The organism is Nonomuraea insulae, from assembly GCF_042656245.1.
On the sequence record NZ_JBHSPA010000029.1, the window covers coordinates 100,947 to 116,859 of the forward strand.

At 70.5% G+C, this 15,913-nt stretch carries 19 protein-coding genes; 7 read left to right on the top strand and 12 right to left on the bottom strand.

Translation table 11 applies throughout. The features are described from left to right. Positions 1-25 precede the first annotated feature (25 nt). Positions 26-901, top strand: a complete 876-nt coding sequence (locus ACFPZ3_RS26360) for an NAD(P)H-binding protein (protein WP_379516906.1) — start codon at positions 26-28, stop codon at positions 899-901. Positions 902-903: 2 nt separating this feature from the next. Here ACFPZ3_RS26360 and ACFPZ3_RS26365 read toward each other — a convergent pair whose 3' ends face one another. The 4 genes from ACFPZ3_RS26365 to ACFPZ3_RS26380 all read right to left on the bottom strand — a co-directional run bounded on the left by ACFPZ3_RS26365 (position 904) and on the right by ACFPZ3_RS26380 (position 5,169). Next, entirely contained in the window at positions 904-1,938 is a 1,035-nt protein-coding gene (locus tag ACFPZ3_RS26365) for an iron-containing alcohol dehydrogenase family protein (protein WP_379516907.1), read from the bottom strand. 97 nt (positions 1,939-2,035) lie between these two features. Beyond that, the gene (locus ACFPZ3_RS26370; RefSeq protein WP_379516908.1) at positions 2,036-3,838 is read right to left on the bottom strand and encodes a serine hydrolase; all 1,803 of its coding nucleotides are present in this window, start codon (positions 3,836-3,838) and stop codon (positions 2,036-2,038) included. Between the two features lie 81 nt (positions 3,839-3,919). Beyond that, positions 3,920-4,657 carry a nucleotidyltransferase domain-containing protein gene (locus ACFPZ3_RS26375; RefSeq protein ID WP_379516909.1) on the bottom strand — a complete coding sequence of 246 codons (738 nt, stop codon included), beginning with the start codon at positions 4,655-4,657 and terminating at the stop codon, positions 3,920-3,922. 5 nt (positions 4,658-4,662) lie between these two features. Further along, positions 4,663-5,169 carry a DinB family protein gene (locus ACFPZ3_RS26380; protein WP_379516910.1) on the bottom strand — a complete coding sequence of 169 codons (507 nt, stop codon included), beginning with the start codon at positions 5,167-5,169 and terminating at the stop codon, positions 4,663-4,665. A gap of 151 nt (positions 5,170-5,320) precedes the next feature. Here ACFPZ3_RS26380 and ACFPZ3_RS26385 point away from each other — a divergent pair, with 151 nt between their 5' ends. Continuing rightward, a complete protein-coding gene (locus ACFPZ3_RS26385) occupies positions 5,321-6,307 on the top strand; it encodes a hypothetical protein (protein WP_379516911.1) in 987 nt (328 codons plus the stop codon). A 49-nt stretch (positions 6,308-6,356) separates the two neighbouring features. Here the strand turns inward: ACFPZ3_RS26385 and ACFPZ3_RS26390 are convergent, their stop codons facing one another. After that, complete coding sequence (locus ACFPZ3_RS26390) at positions 6,357-6,908, bottom strand: GNAT family N-acetyltransferase (protein ID WP_379516912.1); 552 nt, start codon at positions 6,906-6,908, stop codon at positions 6,357-6,359. A gap of 113 nt (positions 6,909-7,021) precedes the next feature. Here ACFPZ3_RS26390 and ACFPZ3_RS26395 point away from each other — a divergent pair, with 113 nt between their 5' ends. Together ACFPZ3_RS26395 and ACFPZ3_RS26400 are read left to right on the top strand one after the other, a co-directional pair. Further along, positions 7,022-7,585: a hypothetical protein gene (locus ACFPZ3_RS26395; RefSeq protein ID WP_379516913.1), complete on the top strand. Its 564-nt coding sequence runs from the start codon at positions 7,022-7,024 to the stop codon at positions 7,583-7,585. A gap of 89 nt (positions 7,586-7,674) precedes the next feature. Continuing rightward, positions 7,675-8,277 carry a TetR/AcrR family transcriptional regulator gene (locus tag ACFPZ3_RS26400; RefSeq protein ID WP_379516914.1) on the top strand — a complete coding sequence of 201 codons (603 nt, stop codon included), beginning with the start codon at positions 7,675-7,677 and terminating at the stop codon, positions 8,275-8,277. Positions 8,278-8,283: 6 nt separating this feature from the next. Here the strand turns inward: ACFPZ3_RS26400 and ACFPZ3_RS26405 are convergent, their stop codons facing one another. After that, the gene (locus tag ACFPZ3_RS26405; RefSeq protein WP_379516915.1) at positions 8,284-8,904 is read right to left on the bottom strand and encodes a TetR-like C-terminal domain-containing protein; all 621 of its coding nucleotides are present in this window, start codon (positions 8,902-8,904) and stop codon (positions 8,284-8,286) included. An 85-nt stretch (positions 8,905-8,989) separates the two neighbouring features. On the opposite strand from ACFPZ3_RS26405, the gene ACFPZ3_RS26410 reads away from it, so the two are divergent. Then, complete coding sequence (locus ACFPZ3_RS26410; RefSeq protein ID WP_379516916.1) at positions 8,990-9,727, top strand: SDR family oxidoreductase; 738 nt, start codon at positions 8,990-8,992, stop codon at positions 9,725-9,727. A 9-nt stretch (positions 9,728-9,736) separates the two neighbouring features. Here the strand turns inward: ACFPZ3_RS26410 and ACFPZ3_RS26415 are convergent, their stop codons facing one another. From ACFPZ3_RS26415 to ACFPZ3_RS26435, 5 genes are all read right to left on the bottom strand, one after another. After that, complete coding sequence (locus tag ACFPZ3_RS26415; protein WP_379516917.1) at positions 9,737-10,669, bottom strand: ArsR/SmtB family transcription factor; 933 nt, start codon at positions 10,667-10,669, stop codon at positions 9,737-9,739. 168 nt (positions 10,670-10,837) lie between these two features. Beyond that, positions 10,838-11,209: a ribonuclease E activity regulator RraA gene (gene rraA, locus ACFPZ3_RS26420; protein ID WP_379517060.1), complete on the bottom strand. Its 372-nt coding sequence runs from the start codon at positions 11,207-11,209 to the stop codon at positions 10,838-10,840. 3 nt (positions 11,210-11,212) lie between these two features. Next, positions 11,213-11,713, bottom strand: a complete 501-nt coding sequence (locus tag ACFPZ3_RS26425) for a DinB family protein (protein WP_379516918.1) — start codon at positions 11,711-11,713, stop codon at positions 11,213-11,215. Between the two features lie 66 nt (positions 11,714-11,779). Continuing rightward, positions 11,780-12,877 carry an aldo/keto reductase gene (locus ACFPZ3_RS26430; RefSeq protein WP_379516919.1) on the bottom strand — a complete coding sequence of 366 codons (1,098 nt, stop codon included), beginning with the start codon at positions 12,875-12,877 and terminating at the stop codon, positions 11,780-11,782. Between the two features lie 73 nt (positions 12,878-12,950). After that, positions 12,951-13,538, bottom strand: coding sequence for a TetR/AcrR family transcriptional regulator (locus ACFPZ3_RS26435; RefSeq protein ID WP_379516920.1), 588 nt, complete (start codon positions 13,536-13,538; stop codon positions 12,951-12,953). A gap of 107 nt (positions 13,539-13,645) precedes the next feature. On the opposite strand from ACFPZ3_RS26435, the gene ACFPZ3_RS26440 reads away from it, so the two are divergent. Further along, positions 13,646-14,266, top strand: a complete 621-nt coding sequence (locus ACFPZ3_RS26440; RefSeq protein ID WP_379516921.1) for a VOC family protein — start codon at positions 13,646-13,648, stop codon at positions 14,264-14,266. Between the two features lie 6 nt (positions 14,267-14,272). On the opposite strand, the gene ACFPZ3_RS26445 is transcribed toward ACFPZ3_RS26440, so the two are convergent. Continuing rightward, a complete protein-coding gene (locus ACFPZ3_RS26445; RefSeq protein ID WP_379516922.1) occupies positions 14,273-15,232 on the bottom strand; it encodes an AraC family transcriptional regulator in 960 nt (319 codons plus the stop codon). A gap of 118 nt (positions 15,233-15,350) precedes the next feature. Between ACFPZ3_RS26445 and ACFPZ3_RS26450 the strand changes: the two genes are divergently transcribed. Then, positions 15,351-15,911 (top strand): NADPH-dependent FMN reductase, encoded by a 561-nt coding sequence (locus ACFPZ3_RS26450; RefSeq protein ID WP_379516923.1) that lies wholly within the window; start codon positions 15,351-15,353, stop codon positions 15,909-15,911. Positions 15,912-15,913: the final 2 nt, after the last annotated feature.

The following is a 15,913-nucleotide window of genomic DNA, read 5'->3' on the forward strand; positions in this document are numbered from 1 at the left end:
CATCGGCCGTACAGGAGAATTCATCATGATCGTAGTCAGTGGCGCGTCCGGCCGGCTTGGACGTCTCATTGTGGAGCACCTTCTGCGGCGGGTGGACGCCGCCCGCGTCGTGGCGCTGTCCCGCACCCCCGATGCCCTCACCGGCCTCGGGGTGGCCACCCGGTACGCCGACTTCGACGACCCGGCGAGCCTGCCCGGCGCGTTCGACGGCGCGGAGCGGCTGTTGATGCTCAGCATGGGCTCGTTCAGCGGGATGCCTCAGGGGCACGCCAACGCCATCGAGGCGGCGGCCAAGGCGGGCGTGGGGCAGGTGGTCTACACCTCGTTCGCCAGGGCCGGCGAGCCGGGCCAGCCGCAGGCGCTCATCGAGAACCACAAGGAGACCGAGCGGCTGCTGGCCGAGTCGGGGCTGACGTTCACGGCGTTGCGGTTCAACCAGTGGCCGGAGATGTGGAACCTCGTCGGGGTGCCCGCCCTCGCCGTCGCCACGGGCGTGCTGCCCAGCAACTCGGGTGACGGCAGGGTGGGGCACATCACCCGCGACGACAGCGCCGCCGTGGCCGCCGCCGTGCTGGCCGAGGGCGGCTGTGAGGGGCAACTCCTGGAGGTCACGGGACCAGAGGCGGTGACGGACACGGACGTGGCCGACGCGCTCGCCCAGGTCACCGGCCGCCCGATCCGCTGCGAACAGGTCTCGGACGCCGGCCTGGCGGCGGCGCTGTCCGGGCGCGGCCTCCCCGAGATCTACATTCAGGGATGGACGGGCCTGGGGGCGTACAAGCGGGCCGGCTGGTTCGACGTGACCACGCACACGGTCGAACGCCTCACCGGCCGCAAGCCCGCGTCGATCGCGGACTACTTCGCCGCCCACCCCGAAGCCCTGTCGTCTCAGACGCCGTGACCTCAGCCCCCGACCATCTCGACATACGCCGCCACACGCTCGGCAAGCCGGGACTCGGGCAGGTCGAGGTGCTCGAGGATGGTGTACCTGCCCGGACGGGTGCGCGGCGCGTACGCCACGGCCTTGGCGAAGTCGGCGTCTGACAGGCCGAGATCGCCGGGAGTGCGCGGCAGCCCGTGCCGCTTCAGGCACGCGGAGATCAGCCCGGCCTTGTCGTCGTCCTGACGCAGGAAGGTGCAGAACAGGGCCCCCACCCCGGCGAGCTCTCCGTGGCTGGCCGTGCCGGGGAAGAGCTCGTTGACGGCATGCATGATCTCGTGGTCGCCGCCGCTGGCCGGCCGGCTCGACCCGGCCACCGCCATCGCCATCCCGGACAGGATCAGCGACTCCGCCAGCACGGTGAGGAACTCGTCGGATCGGGCCGGCCCCGGCTGGTGCAGGACCACCAGCCCAGCCGATCTGGCCATCGCCACCGCCAGCCCGTCCAGGTGCTCCCCGGCCTCGGCCGCGGCCAGTTCCCAGTCGGCCACCGCGGACAGGTCGCTGATCGCGTCGCCGATCCCGGCCGTGGACAACGAGGTCGGGGCGGACCGGACGCGGTCGAGATCCACCAGGACGGCCGCGGGCATCACGACGCCGTAGGAGCCCGTGCCCGACTCGTGGCGCAGCGTGCTGACCGGGGAGGCGATGCCGTCGTGGCCCAGGCTCGTGGTCACCGCCACCATCGGGATGCCCGCCATGTGCGCGGCGAACTTGGCCACGTCGATGGTCTTGCCGCCGCCGATGCCCGCGATCGCCTCGAACTGCCCGGCCCGCAGCCGCTGTCCGAGCTCGACGGCGGCGTCGAGGGAGCCGTCGGGGATGCGGAGCACCTCGGCCCCGTCGATCCGCAACTCCTCCTGGATGGCGTCACCCTGGCTGGGGCCGACGGCGACGGCCACCCTGCCCCGCCGGGCGATCTGCAGATCGGTCAGCAGCGTGCCGAGACCGGCGACCGCGCCGGCCCGTACGTCGATGAACAGGGGCGCGGAGAGCATACGAGCCAGTAACGGCATGGTTGTCCTTGTCCTCGGCGGGATTCGAGACGATCAAAGCCCGTGAGGCTAGCAGTATTGAGCGATCTTCGTGTTCGGCTCAGGCGAAGACGCCGCCCACCAGGTTGTAGAGGTAGGCCACGATCATGAAGCAGATCGCGGCGGCGGTGAAGGCCGTGTACGACAGCCGCCCCGGCAGTGACCACCACCCCTTCCACCAGGCCGCACCCGTGCAGACCACGAGCCCGGCGGTCAGGGTGAACGCCGCCGAGGAGGCCAGCAGGGCGCCGGTCAGCAGGGGGGAGCCGAGGAGGATCGCGTCGGTGGGGGCGATGATGATCGTGGTGGCCAGGCCGTACACGAAGACGGCGACGAGCGCGCTGGTCAGCCAGGCGAGCCACCAGGCGGCCCGGTGCCGGGCGGGACGCCGCAGGAGGGCCGCGACCGGCACGCCCAGCAGGGCAGCGAGGAACGCGGTCAGCCCGAGGTAGAGCATCCAGACGTGCCACGTGACCGGGGCGCGTTCGAAAGTGGTGGCCTCCTCCCGATGGCCGCCGGCGAGGAGGCCGCCCGAGTCGAAGGCGATGAGCTCCTGGCCGCCGTCCTCGGCGAACAGCCCGGGGCCGACCTGCCGCCACCGCTGGGTGCTCCCGTCGCGGGACAGGCCGTCGGTGGTGAGCCGCCCGTCGCCGGTGGCCTGGACGGTCACGTGGTCGAACAGGGCGGCGAAGCGCAGCAGGTCGCCGCGGGGCTGGACCGAAACGTACGTGCCCTCGTAGGCGGAGGTGTCGCCGCCCGTGGGCGGGGACTGGGGTGGGCTGCCGGGGAAGGAGCGGTCGACGACGGCGTCGATCAGGTCGTAGGCGGAGGCGGGCAGGGAGTCCTCGCCGTTGAAGACGACGTAGACACCGGCGCGCTGGTCGGGCAGGAGGGTCATGAGGTGGTGGAAGCCGTTGACGTCACCGCCCTTGTACAACACGCGGTGACCGTTCCTGGTGCTCTCCTCCAGCCCGTAGCCCATGCCGGGCAGCCGCGGATCCTGCGCGTACTGCCGGGTCTTCATCAGCGCGGCCACGCCGCGGCCGAGGCGGGGGTCGTCGTCGAGCAGGGCCTTCATGAACGTCGCCATGTCGGCCGCGGTCGTGACGGGCCCTGTTCCCGACGCGGGGTGGCCGTAGTAGTGCGCGAAGGCGCCCGTGCCGCCGTACCCCCTGGCCACCTGGGTGCCCGCGGGCAGCGGGGCGGCGAACGAGGTGCCCGTCATGTCGAGCGGGTCCAGGATTTGCTCGCGTACGTAGTCGCCGTACGGCCGGCCGGAAACGGTCTCGACCAGGTATCCGGCCAGGTCGTAGGCGTAGTTGTCGTAGGACAGGACGGTTCCGGGGGGCCGTGCCCGCTCCGGCAGGCCCTCCCGGACGACCGTCTTCAGCGGCTCGGCCGCGGCGGGGGAGGACCAGGAGGTGCCGATGACGTCGGACTCGAAGCCCGCGGTGTGGGTCAGCAGGTGCCGCAGCGTGATCGGGTGCCCGGGGAAGGTGTCGGGAATCCGGAAGCCGGTGAGGTAGGTGTTGACGTCCTTGTCCAGCGACAGCCTGCCCTCCTGGACGAGCTGCAGCGCGGCGGCGGCGGTGAACGTCTTGGCCAGGGACGCGGTGGAGAACGCGGTGCGGGAGGCGTCCACCGGGATCTTCCGCTCGGCGTCGGCGTAGCCGTACCCCTTGATCTCGGCCGGGCGGCCGGCCGAGACGATGGCGACGGCCGCGCCTGGGATGCCGTGCTCGGCCAGGAGCCGTGGCAGGAGCTGGTCGATCGTGGGGTCGGCGTTCGCGGGGCCGCACATCGCGAGCGGCGCGGCCGCCACCAGCAGAGCCAACGCGATGGCTCGCCCCCGCAGGCCCTTCATGCCACCCACCTCCAGTCGTTATGTACCTTATTAAGGTACCCAGAGGACCCTACGCAGGTGGGCGGTGGGGATGCAAAGGGGTCAGACGTCCTGCAGGTCCTTCAGCCATGGGCGTAGCCGGGCGGCGAGTGCCGGGGCGCTGTGTTCGAGCTCGTTCATGAGCGCGTCGATGACGGCGTTCAGGGCACGATGGAGTTCCGGCTCGGTGAGCGAGCGGATCAGGGTCGCCTCCAGCGGGGAGGTCACGTCGTCGGGCAGCAGGTGGGCGCCCTTGGCGTAGGCGGTCGGGAGGCCCAGCCGCGAGCAGGCCAGGGTGATCACCTGGTCCCGCGTGGCGCTGATCCAGTGTTCGGCCTGCCACCGGCGTCCGCGCTCGATGCAGACGCGGGCGTGGAGGACGTGATGCCAGGCGTGGCCGGCCAGGCCGTCGAGGGTGGGGGCGGCGAACGGCTTGAGCGACTGCTGCCGGCCGAAGACCGTACGCCACTGCGGGCCGCGAGGGCCGAAGGCATCCTCGGGGGCGAACGTGATGTCCGCCTCCATCCAGCCGGGCAACAGGAACACGCGGATCGTCGCCGAGCCCGTCGGCAGGTCCCAGTGATGCAGCGCCCCAAACTCGTCGTACAGCCGTGCCGTCCAGGAATCCAGCACGGCGGCGGGATCGTCGCGGATGGAGAGCACCAGGTCGACGTCCGACCATCGATCGTTCTCGCCTAACGCGTGCGAGCCGGTCAGAGCGGCGCCGACCACGGCGTCGTCGGTCCTGGCGAGGCTGAGCAGGCGTTCCAGCACGCGGTCGCGTTCTTCTGCGGAGAGCATTCCCGTCACAGTCCGGTGGCGCCGTCGATGAGCTCACGCAGGATGTCGGCATGTCCGGCGTGCTGAGCGGTCTCTTCGATCATGTGAGCGTAGATCCATCTCAGCTTCACCTCGCCGAGCCGCTTGGACGGCACCGCGTCGTCGAGCGCGAACCCGGCCGCGATCCGCCGGCTCTCCGCGCACACCTCGTCGTACACCTCGATGAGGGTGCCGAGAGTGTCGCCGGGGCCCAGTTCCCAGCTCTGATCATCTCCACGGGAGTTGCCGGCGATGTCGGCGGGGTCGCGCTGCGCCAGCTGACGTTGGAACCAGTTCCGCTCCACCGCGGTCAGATGCTTGATCAACCCGGCCGGTGTCGTCAGGGACGGCACGACCCGCCGACGCGCGTCCTCTTCGGACATCCCGGCGACCTTCGCCGTGATCTGCCGGCGTTGGCAGTCGAGGAACGCCTCCAGGACCTCACGTTCGGTGCCGGCGCTGACACGTTCTTCGGGCCACAGCGGCGTGGACACGATCGCACTCCGTAAACAGGGAAGTGATCAGCGTAGACGACCATCCCGGTCACACCGCGCGCCACCAACCTGCCGGTGATGATGGTGGCCGAGCGGGCGATGGCGCTGACGTGACCTGCCGCGGCCAGGTGATGATCGCTACTCTGCGACAATGTCATTGACTTATGCGATAACCCTCGCGGCCGCCGTGGCACTCACCCCGATCCCGGTCGCGCAGGAAGCCTCTGCGGCCGACCGTGTCCTGCGGGTCTACGACAACAACATCGAGAACCTGGTACGCAACAACGCCGACGGCTCGTGCACCCGGGTCTTAGGCCCGGACCACCTCACGTCGATGCTGGTGGACGACAACGGCAGAACGGGCACCTCCGGCGTGCAGGCCCCCGACCTCCTGATCGTGCAGCAGGTGCGGGGCACCGGGCAGGCCACGGCCTACGCCGACCAGCTCTCGGCCAAGTTCGGATATCCGGCGGGCACGTACCAGGCGATCGTGGCCTGGGACGACCCCGAGCAGTGGGGCAGCACGCACAAGTGCAGTCAGCAGGCGCTCGGCGACCTGAAGAAGAAGCAGACCAACGGCATCCTCTACAACACCAGAACGCTGAGCCTGGGCGGCGTCTCGAAATACTGGAGCGCGGGCTGGCTGAAGCCAGGAACACCGTACGCCGGCGGGAACGGGTGCACGCTGTACAAGCCGCCGAGCAACGACGACGGCGCCACCAACGAGCACAAATGGAAGCGCACGAGCGCCATCGCGGCGAAGTTCGCCATCAAGGAAACCGGGACGACGGTCTTCGCCGCGACCATGCACCTCCCGGAACAGAACGGCGGGAACGCCTGCGCCGGTGCTGACGACCCGGGAATCGCGAACTCCGGCATCCATGTCGGCGCGGACGCCACGAGCCTGATGAACGCCTCGACGATCCGCGTGATCGGAATCGACGCGAATCGCACGAACATCGCCCCCGGCACGCTCGCCGGCTTCGGCATGACCGGCTATGGCGCCAAAGCGACCTCCGGGTCCAGGAAGATCGACTACCTGTTCGTCAAGGGCGCCGTGCTGCCGTCGAGCGTCGATCACACGGTGAGCGGCACGAAGTCGAACCACCTCGCGCTGTACGGCTTCATCACGTACTGATGACGCTGCCGACGACGGCGATCAGGTCGGCGTCGTTGGCGAGCAGCCGTCAGGATTCCCGCCGCCATTCCGGTGCGAGCACGGACCAGACCTCCATGTCGTGCCGCTTGCCCCGGTACGGATAGCTCTCCCGCAACACGCCGTCCTTGGTCATCCCCAGTCGCCGGGCCACCGCGATGCTGGGCTCGTTGGCGGCCGCGACCAGCCACTCCACGCGGTGGACGCCGCGCTCCCCGATCGCCCAGTCGATGATCACGCGGGCGGCCCTGGTCACCAGGCCCTTGCCGGCCGCCGACGGCTCCAGCCAGCAGCCCGCTTCGGCGGTGCCCAGTCTGACGTCCATCGTCCGGAACAGGACGCCGCCGACCAACGTGCCGTCCGTCCAGATGCCGTAGATCCGCGCGGTGTCGGCGGCGGCCTTGTCCGCGTACGCCTGCAGGAACGCGCGGCTCGACGCCAGATCCGTCACCACGTCCGGCAGCGCTATGTGCTGCCCGATGAACTCCCTGCCCCGGTCCATGTGGGCCAGGAACTCCTCGGCCAGCCACGGGTCGAGCGGGCGCAGTTCCGCGCCGTCATCGCCGAGGGATCTCGCGTACATCATTCATCTCCACGCACGTCGGGGGAAAGATCGCCCGCCACCTCCGTAGGGACGATCAGTGCTTAGGTAAGGTACCATTTGTCCCTTAATGTTGCCATTCCGAAGGAAATCGAATGACCGCGCGAACCAGGATCGGCCTCGTACTGGGTGCGTGGGGCCTGTTCTACTGCCTCTACCGGGCCTACTACGCGCTGGGCGGGACCGTCGGCATGTTCGGCACGCCCGTTTCGCACCAGCAGTGGCTGCTGGTCAACGCGATCGGGGCGGGCATCCTGCTGGTCGCCGCCGTCCTGCCGGTGGCGACGTTGCCGCTGTGGCGTCACCCCTTCGGGCGGCGCGGCATGGAGGTCCTCTGCTGGGTGGCGGCGGTGGGCTGTGTCATGCACGCCCTGGTCGACGCCATCCAGCGGGGGCTGAGCCTGGCCGGTCTGTTGTACCTGGAGCTGCCGTTCTGGACGGCCGTCGACCGGCGCATGGCCGATCTGCAGGATCTGCTGTTCAACGAGCCCTGGTTCCTGGCCGAAGGGCTGCTGTGGGCATGGCTCGCGGTGACGGGCCTGAGCGCCGGTACGGCACGGCGCCGATGGTTGATCAGCGCCGGGACCGCGGTCGCGGTGCTCACCGTGATCGGCATGCTGAGCGCCACCGGGGTGATCGGCACCTTCATCGTGGGGTGACGCCAGACGCCGCCACGCCTGGCGCGCTGCCGACCTGCGTCTATGATGCAATAAGGGACGCGCCGGACCGTAATCACAAGGAGAAGCTCGTGACGCCGACGACCAGGGCAGAAGCCGACAAGCGCTCCCGGCGACGAGGAGCGGAGCTGGAGGAGGCGCTCCTGCGGGCCACGCTCGACGAGCTGGCCGAGAGCGGTTACGCGCGGCTGACCATCGACCGGGTGGCGCAGCGGGCGGGCACCAACAAGACGGCCATCTACCGCCGCTGGCCCAACCGCGCCGCCCTCGCCTTCGCCGCCTACCGCCACTTCGTCGCGCAGCCGACGGCCCTGCCGGACACGGGCGACCTGCGTACCGACGTGCTGGAGTTGTTGCGCGGGGCGGCGGCGCGGATGGGGTCGGCGGTGGGCGGTCAGATCCTGCGCGGGGTGACGTCCGAGATGCACGCGCACCCGGAGCTGTTCCAGCACATGCGCGAGGAGCTCGCCCAGGAGCCCGGCGCGATGATGACCATCCTGGGCCGGGCGGTGGCGCGCGGCGAGGCCAGGCCCGACGCGCTGCGGCCGCGCGTGGCCACCGTGCCCGTCGTTCTGCTGCGGCAGGAATACCTGATGAACCCGGACGTGAGCATCTCGGAGGAGGTCCTGACCGAGCTCGTCGACCAGGTCTTCCTGCCCATGGTGCGGCTCTGACCGGCCTCAGGCGGACCGCGTCCGCGGGGCGATGCCGGTGAAGAGGTTGGCGATGAGGCGGTCGGCGAACTCGGTGTCCAGCGGCAGGGCCGGCATCAGCAGCCTGTGGTAGCAGGCGCCCCAGAGCTGGTCGACGATCGTCTCCAGGTCGGCGTCGCCGCGGATCTGCCCGGCCTCCTGGGCTCGTGCCAGGCGGTCGACGGCGAGCCGGCGGCGCTTGCGCACGTACTGGGCCGACAGGGCCTCGGCCAGGTCGGGGTCGCTCTGGGCAGCCCCGATGATCCCGGCGAGCACGGCGCCGTGGCGGTTCACCAGGTCGACGAACGCGTGCAGTTGCCCGGTCAGGTCACGCCGGATGTCGCCGGTGTCGGGGAAGGCGAGCGTCTGCTCGAAGACCCGGAAGTAGGCCTCGAAGGCGAGGCCGCCCGGGGATGACCACCACTTGTACAGCGTCATCTTGCTGATGCCGGCGCGGGCGGCGACCTTGGCGAAGGTCACGCTCGGCATCCCTTCTGCCAGCAGCAGTTCAGCCGCCGCGGCCAGCGCGGCCCTGCGCACGTCGTCGGCGGGCCGGCGGCCCCGCCCCGGTTTGAGTGCGGGCGCCGCCGGGATGTCAGTGCGTTCCATGCGTACTCCGGTAGGTCGTCCTTATGTGGACAAGTAGTCTACATCTGAGTTAGTGTACGAGTCGTACACATAATTGGAGGTCACCATGGATCAGTCACCGGAACGTGTCGCCGTCGTGCTCGGCGGTTCGGGCGGAATCGGCAGTGCGGTGGCCCGCCGGCTCGCCGCGCAGGGGATGGCCGTCGTCGTCCACTACGCGGGAAGTGCCTCGCGAGCCCACGAGGTCGTGGAGCAGATCACCGCCGGCGGAGGGGCCGCCGTCGCCGTGCCGGGAGACGTGGCGGACCCCGGCGAGATGGCCGGGCTCTTCGACACGGCCGAGGAGCGGTTCGGGGGAGTCGACGTGGTGGTCAACACCGCCGGGATCATGCTGCTGGCGCCGCTGGCCGAGATGGACCTGGACGACTTCGACCGCATGCACCGGGTCAACGTTCGCGGCACCTTCGTGGTCTCCCAGCTCGCCGCCCGCAGGTTGCGGGCAGGTGGATCCTTGATCAACTTCTCCACCAGCGTGACCAGGATCCAGCAGCCCGACTACGCCGCCTACGCCGCGACCAAGGGCGCGGTGGAAGCCATGACCCTGATCCTCGCCCGCGAGTTGCGCGGCCGGGACATCACCGTGAACGCGGTGGCGCCCGGCCCGACGGCCACGCCGCTGTTCCTCGACGGCAAGAGCGAGCAGGCGGTGCGGCAGCTCGCCGCCGCCGCCCCGCTGGAACGGCTCGGCGCCCCCGACGACATCGCCGAGACCGTGGCCTTCCTCGCCGGCCCCGGCCGCTGGGTCAACGGCCAGGTCCTGTTCGCCAACGGCGGCATCGCCTGAACCCGAGCCTCACGGGCCGGTGAAGTCCTGCCCTCCGAGAAGTGAGAGGCCGAGAGGGGTGGCCGTGTGGAGCACCTGCTTGGCCCGCCGCCTGCTCGTGATCAGTCCGGCGTCACGCAGCACCGACGCGTGGTAGCTCGCGGTGGCCGCCGAGACCCGCAGCAGCAGCGCCAGCTCGCCGGTGGACCTGCTCGTCCGCGTGGCCCCGAGGATCGCGGTACGGGTCGCGCCCAGCAGCGGATCCAGATGCGGCCCGGCCGGGGCGACGTCCCGGGCGACCGGGTAGGCCAGCACCGGCGGCAGCGCGGGATCGGCCAGGCCGATGGGCAGCCGCCAGCAGAAGAACGAGGGCACGAGGAGCAGCCCCCGGCCGTCCAGATGCAGATCCCGGCTGGTCGGGTAGTCCACTTCCAGCACGGGCCGGTTCCAGCGGATGTGCGGGCCGAGGGTCGCCAGCAACCGCTCCGAGCCGCCGTCGAGCAGCGCCCGACCGCGGATCGCGCGGTCGGCGTTCACCAGGGCCTCGATCCGGTCCCAGACGGGGGAGAGCGCGACGCGGAAGTACCCGTGCAGGCATCTGACCAGCTCGGTCAGTGCCGGTGACCGGCCGGCCGCCAGGTCGGCCGTCCACGACGGGAGCCGGCTCACCGTGCCCAGCGCCTCCATCTCCCGGCGCAGCCGCTTGGGCGACGTGCTGAGCATGGTCTCCATGCCCTGCTCCAGCCCGCCGGACGGTGTGAGGAAGTCCGGCACGTAACGCGCGACGGGAACGAGCGGCAGCAGGCACCGCAGAAGAGGCCGGAACTCCTCCTTGCCGAGGCTCGCGCGAGTCTGCCGGCGCCAGCCGTCGAACGCGCCCCCGCCCTGCCCGGTCTGCAGCGCCTGCAGGCTGAGCAGGATCTCCCAGAACGGGGCCGCCTCCTGGGCGACACGAGTGGACACGAGATCCTCGCTCGCGAAATGAATACGAAGCACGACGTCCCATTCAAGCTGACTGACTGTTCGCGTCACATCCTGGTCCCGGTCGGTGAGCGGCACAATCAGAAGCCCTCGAAGGTGGCGAACATCCCAGACGGGCCTCCTGGAGCGGGCCTCTTGGAGCGGGCTCCGTCAGCTCGCTTCGCGCGGCACCAGCGCCACCCCGTCCTCGTCCACGTGCACGGTGTCGCCAGGGGTGAACATGACGCCGCCGAAGGAGACCGGCTCGCCGGTCGTCCCGGTGCCGGCCTTGCGGCTGCGGTGCGGGTTCGAACCCAGGGCGGCCACGCCGAAGTCGATCTCGCGCAGCCTGGCCACGTCGCGTACCGCCCCATGGATGATCACCCCGGCCCACCCGTTCCCGGCCCCCAGGCTCGCGAGGACGTCTCCCAGGAGCGCGGTGCGCAGCGAGCCTTCGCCGTCCACGACGAGCACCCGGCCGCTTCCCGGCCGGGACAGCGCGGCTCGGACGAGCGCGTTGTCCTCGTGGCAGCGCTTTATCAGCGGTCATGAGTCGCGGTCCCAGATGCGGCCGGTGGCCCAGGCGTACTCCCAGGCCTGGATGTCCGGGGGCTCGATGCCGAAGCCGGTCAGGATGGCGCAGACCTGCTCGCGGTGGTGGTTGGCGTGGTTGAGCGCCTGGGCGAGGAAGATGCCGGCGCGGACCTCACGGGTTCCGTCGTCCACGACGATCACGCGTTCCACGTCGATCTTCCCGGCCAGGAGCTGCTCCCAGAGCTCCTCGGCCCGCGTCGCCCAGGCGAGCAGATCCGCCAGGCCGGCGTCCTCGTCGCCGTCCGCCCAGGCGAGCTCGGTCTCGGCCAGGCGCGCCACGTAGCTTCCGTCCACCGTGATGATGTGGTGGAGAGTGGCGAGGATGCCTCCGAAGGTTCCCACGCCACGGACCTCGAGTTGTTCCGCCGTGAGATTCTGTTTCTGACAGAACCTCACGAGCTCCTTCGTCGCCCAGTTGTTGTGGCGGAACGCGTCAAGCAGGATCTCGTTCACGGTTTTCTCCTCAGCTCGGGCTGCGCCCACGATCCTGCCGCCACGTGATCAGGCGTCGCAACGCGATTACGCCGCTTCCGGCGCCCAGTTCCGCACGGGCGGGGCGTACCCGGCCGGCTTGTCCCCGACCTTGACGCCGGGGCTGACCAGCCAGTTCTGATAGCCGGGCGTGAACATCCGGTAGACCGACGCGGGCGGCACGGAACTCGCCTCGTCGAGCTGGGCGCGCAGCTCGGCGGGCAGTTCGAGGTCGAGGGCGGCCATGTTGGCGTCGAGCTGGTCCGCGCTGCTCGCCCCGGCGATGGCCGAGGCGATGCCGGGCTGGGTGGCGACCCAGTTGAGCGCGACCTGGGCCATCGTCACCTCCAGCTTCCCCGCGACGCTCTCGAGCGCCGCCAGGAGCCGCCACTCCCGCTCCGTCCAGACGCGTCCGTCGCCGTCGAGCCGGCCTTCCCCGGTCAGGCCCTGGCCGGCGTGCCGGTACTTGCCGGTCAGGAAGCCGCCGCCGAGCGGGCTCCACGCGGTGATGCCGAGGCCCAGGCTCTGGCCCATGGTGACGTGCTCCGACTCGATCTCCCGGTCGATGAGGGAGTAGGGCAGTTGCAGGCTGACCATCGGCACGAGGGAGTGCGCGTCGGCGAGGGTCTGGGCCCGAGCCGCGTACCAGGCGGGCACGTCCGACAGGCCCGCGTAGCGGATCTTCCCGGCCCTGGTGAGGTCGTCGAAGGTGCGCAGGACCTCCTCGACCGGCGTGATCCGGTCCCACGTGTGCAGCAGGAACAGGTCGATGTGGTCGGTGCGCAGGCGGCGCAGGGACGCCTCGACCGCTCTGATCATGTGCTTGCGGCCGTTGCCGCCGGCGTTCGGGTCACCGGGGTCGACGCTGTTGGTGAACTTGGTGGTGAGCACCACCCGGTCGCGCGCCTTGGCCTCGGCGATGAGGTTGCCGAGGACGGTCTCGCTCTCGCCGGCGGTGTAGAAGTCGGCGGTGTCGATGAAGTTCCCGCCCGCTTCGAGGTAGCGGCGGAAGATGGGGCGGGCCTCCTTCTCGGTCTTGCCGTACGCGGCGTGGAAGCCGCCGGTGCCGAAGTTCATCGTGCCCAGCGCCAGGCGGCTGACGCGCAGGCCGGAACGTCCGAGCAGGTAGTAGTGGTCCAGGGACATGCGGGTGTCACTCCGTTCTGAAGCAGATGCCGTCAGTTTGCGCCCCCGAAAATGGACCCGCAAGTCCAAAAAGTCAGCTGCGCAGATAGGCCAGGCCCATGTCCAGCGCGGCCTCCAGATGGCTGACCTCGCCGGTGGACATCTGGATCAGCACGCCGCCCTGGATGCCGGCGAGCAGCGCCGCCGCCGCGCGGTCGGGGTCGAAGGCGGGGTCGATCTCGCCGATGGACTGCATGTGGCGTACGCCGGCGGCGATCTCGGCCTGCCAGCGGTGCATCAACCCGGTGACCACGGCCTGGGCGCCGGGTGTGCGGCTGCCCAGCTGCGAGGTGACGGAGTTGAGCGGGCACAGACGGCCCTGCCGCCGGTAACGGTCGACGACCTTGTCGCGCCAGGCCTGCCAGGCGGGCCAGGAGGTGAGCTCGCCGAGCTGGGGCTGCTGGTCCTCCAGCACACGATCGGCCTCGAAACGGGCCACCGCCAGCAGCAGTTCCTCCCGCCCGCCGGGGAAGTAGTGGAAGAGCTGGCTCTTGCTCGTCGCCGTCTTGGCCAGCACGTCGTCGAGGGTGGTGGCGGGCACGCCGTGCTCACGGATGTGCGCCGCCGCGCCCTCGAGGATGCGCTGCCGCGTCGCGGCCCCCTTGCGGGTCAGCGAAGGCATGATCACCCTCCAGAGTGGACTGTTCAGTCCATATTAATGGGTGGCGCGGTTCGGCGGGCCCGCATCGGGAACGATCGGCTCGGTGAGCCTGCCAAGGAGGCGGACAAGTGACCGAACCCCAGCTCGACCACCTGATGTACGCGGTGCCCGACCTTGCCGAGGGCGTGGCCGCGTTCGAGCGGCGCACCGGGGTGCGCCCGGTTCCCGGCAGCAGCCATCCGGGCGGCACCGCCAACCACCTCGTGCGTTTCGGCCCTGCCTCCTATCTGGAGATCATCGGCCCCGACCCGGAGTCGTCCACGCGGCCGCGGACGTTCGGTCTGGGGACCCTGACCGAGCCGCGGCTCACGGCCTGGGCGGTGCGCCCTGACGACATCGACGAGGCGGTGCGGCGGGCGCGTGAGCGGGGGTACGACCCCGGTGACGTGCGGCCGCTGTCCCGGCGTACCCCGGCGGGCGTGCTGCTGGAGTGGCGGCTCACCCAGCGCGACGACCCGGCGCCGGTCAGGCCGGTGCCGTTTCTCATCGACTGGGGCGGCACGTCCCATCCGGCCGCCTCGGACCTGCCCCTGGTGAGCCTGACCTCCTTCTCCGCCGTGCACCCCGACCCCGGCGCGCTGCGGCGCGATCTGGCCGCCCTCGACCTGCGGCTCGACATCTCATCGGGTACGGAGACCGAGCTGCGCGCCGTCATCGACACCCCGCTGGGCCCCGTGACCCTGCGCTGACGGGTTTCATGCCTTGCCTATTGATGGCTGCCCGGCCTCGTGAGAAGGGCAGACCTGGCGCCGGTAACGGCCGGGAGCCAGGCCGTACTCCCGTTTGAACGCGCTGTTGAAGGCGAACTCCGACCCGTAGCCGGACAGCGCCGCCACTTCGGCCACCGACGCGTCCGACTCCCGCAGCGCGCGGGCCGCCGTGGCCAGCCGCCACCAGGTCAGGTACGCCAGCGGCGACTGCCCGATCAGCGCGGTGAAGCGGCGGGCGAACCCGGCGCGCGACAGGCCGGCGCAGGCGCCGAGCGACTCGACCGTCCAGCGGTGGGCCGGGTCGCGGTGGATGGCGTCCAGCACCTTGCTGATGGCCGGGTCGGCCAGCGCGGCGGCCCAGCCCGTGTGCTCGCACGCCCCGCCCTCGACGTCGAACCAGGCCCGCAGGATGTAGAGCTGGAGCATGTCGAGCAGGGACGTCACGACGGTGTCCGCGCCCAGGCGCGGATTGTCGATCTCGCTCGCCAGCAGCTCCACCGCCGCCCTGAGCTCGTTGTGGCGGCCGAGCGTGGCCGGCAGGTGGATCACGCCGGGCAGCCCCGTCAGGACGGGGTGGGCGCGGCCGGTGTCGAGCTGATAGCCGCCGGAGAGCATGACGGTCTCGGCCCCGTCGCCGTCGAAAGTGGCGGAGCCGAACAACGTGTCTTCCTCGAAGGAGCAGGCGGGGGACTGCACGGGCGTGGCGGGGTGGTCGGCCAGCACGTATCCGCCGCCGTGGGGCAGGAACACCACGTCGCCCACGCTCAGCGGGACGGGGTCGCCACCGGAGGGGATGAGCCAGCACGATCCGCGCAGCACCACCTGGAAGGCCGCGGAGCCGGGTGAGGGCCGGAACGACTGCGCCCATGGCGCCCGCCACGAGACCCGCCCCGACATCGGCCGGCCCGTGCGCATCAGGGCGACGACGTCGCTCAGGACATCCATCGGAGCAGTCTACGCCATGAGACTCTGACGTAAAAAGACGAGCTGATCGCGCATTGGTTATCTCAACAGCAGCTCATACGGTGAGTCCCGAGCACTTCCAGCTGAGAGGGAACCTGAGATGACCAAGGTTGGCATCATCGTCGGCAGCACCCGCCCGAACCGCAGCGGCGAGGTCGTGGCCCAATGGGTGCACGATCTGGCGGCCAAGCGCGGCGACGCCGATTTCGAGCTGATCGACCTGCGCGACTACGACCTGCCCCACCTGGACGAGCCGGTCGCCCCGGCCGCGGGGAACTACCAGCACGACCACACCAGGCGCTGGTCGGAGAAGATCGCGTCGTTCGACGCGTTCGTGTTCGTGACGCCCGAGTACAACCACTCGATCCCGGGCGTGCTCAAGGACGCCATCGACTTCCTGTTCGCCGAATGGGCCAACAAGGCGGCCGGTTTCGTCGGCTACGGGGTGGACGGCGGCGTGCGGGCGGTGGAGCACCTGCGGCACGTCCTGGCCATGGTGAACGTGGCCACCGTGCAGGCCCAGGTGACGCTCTCGGTCCACAACGACTTCGAGAACTTCACCGTTTTCAAGCCCGGCCCTGGACAGGAGGAGCGGCTGACCCTCGTCCTCGACCAGGTGCTCGCCTGGGGCCACGCCCTGCGCCCGCTCAGGGCGGCATGACG